This window comes from Phocaeicola plebeius, assembly GCF_003437535.1.
GTDB classification, from domain to species: Bacteria; Bacteroidota; Bacteroidia; order Bacteroidales; family Bacteroidaceae; genus Phocaeicola; species Phocaeicola plebeius_A.
Genome location: NZ_QSQT01000068.1, coordinates 1 through 1,500 on the forward strand (window position 1 = coordinate 1; position 1,500 = coordinate 1,500).

Here is a 1,500-nt window from a genome sequence, read left to right on the forward strand (position 1 = left end):
GACTAAAATTTATGCCTAAACAATAAATCCCTCAGGTTTTTACGTTGACCCAATAAATCCCTCAGGTTTTTACGTTGACCCATTAAAATTCTGTATTATTGTGTATTTTCAAAGTAGGGAAATAAAAAAGCTCTGAAAACCAATCGATTTTCAGAGCCTTTCCTCATTTTGCCTCACGGCTTCGGTACACCCTCAGGGATTCGAACCCTGGACCCACTGATTAAGAGTCAGTTGCTCTACCAACTGAGCTAAGAGTGCATCCACTATAATTGTCAAACTTCCCGAAATTTTGTACACCCTCAGGGATTCGAACCCTGGACCCACTGATTAAGAGTCAGTTGCTCTACCAACTGAGCTAAGAGTGCATCACTATTTTCATTTGCGAGTGCAAAGGTATATTTTTTACACGAAACAGCCAAACGTTTTCGCAGTTTATTTTACAATATTTTTTCAATTCTTTTCTGAATGGCTGGTTATTAGTCACATAAAAAAGGTCGGCACTGAAGATTTTTCATGCCGACCTTTCGTTTTATAGATGAATATGAGATTTATTTCTCAAATTAGAAGCGGTAACCTACGCCGATAGTAAAGGTCATATTCTTAGGATCATCTCCACCATCTACTGGACTAATGAATCCATTCTGTCCTGTCAAATTAATCAAATAACGATCACTTAATTCAAGACCGATACCATATTGGATACCTAAATCAAAACGCTTCCAATCTCCTTCATCACTTTTAAATAATTTTAAATCGAAATTGTCATCTTTAGCCTTACCTCCTAAACCAAATGCCAAATAAGGACCTGCATTGATGACAAATTTCGTATTATCACTAATATTGAATTTGTAAGCAGCCAAAATAGGAATATCCAAATAAATAGGTCTTACTTTAACGTCTTCAATTTTATATCCCTTAGAAGAAATCAATAATCCAGACTGCAATGACCAGCTTTCGCTGAAACCATAATCCATACCTACTCCTAGCTGGAATCCTGGCAATGCCTTAGCATCATCATACTTAGTTACATTACTGAAGTTCATACCAACCTTAGCATCCCATTTTACCTGAGAAAAACCAGCTAATGCAAACATTCCCAATACAGCGGTCATTAAAAACTTTTTCATAATTCTCTTTTTTTAGATTAAGGTTCTGTTCCCTTGAACCACTTTGTTTTATTCCGGAAGCAGAGGAACCGCTTTCTCTTATAATATATAAGGAGAAAAGCCTGCTTTCGTTTGTGATTGTTTACAAATGTATAAAACTATCTCAAATTATCAAAACTTTACAAAACATGAAAAAGCGTAAAAGAGTGATATTTTAGGTTATCATGCCTAAAAACGGGATTATCCGTCTGTTTTTGGGTACCAAAAAACGCCCTTGCGTTTGCATCAAAACACAAGTACGTTTGAACTTAAACGCACTTACGTTTTAAGTAAAACGCCTTTGCGTTTGAAGTGTACTGAAAATAGTTGTCAGTTTGAAGATTAATTCCTGACA

1 protein-coding gene and 2 tRNA genes are annotated in these 1,500 nt (G+C 35.9%); all 3 read right to left on the reverse strand.

Annotated features, from left to right (window positions below; all coding sequences use genetic code 11):
• Positions 1-185: 185 nt before the first annotated feature.
• A tRNA-Lys gene (locus DXD04_RS16565) sits at positions 186-258 on the reverse strand.
• 34 nt (positions 259-292) lie between these two features.
• Positions 293-365 (reverse strand) — tRNA-Lys (locus DXD04_RS16570).
• Between the two features lie 195 nt (positions 366-560).
• A complete protein-coding gene (locus tag DXD04_RS16575) occupies positions 561-1,127 on the reverse strand; it encodes a porin family protein (RefSeq protein WP_117674219.1) in 567 nt (188 codons plus the stop codon).
• Positions 1,128-1,500 lie beyond the last annotated feature (373 nt).

Bases quoted from the DNA above. Each gene is read 5' to 3' on its own strand.
- DXD04_RS16575 (WP_117674219.1), bottom strand. From the start codon at position 1,127: ATGAAAAAGTTTTTAATGACCGCTGTATTGGGAATGTTTGCATTAGCT.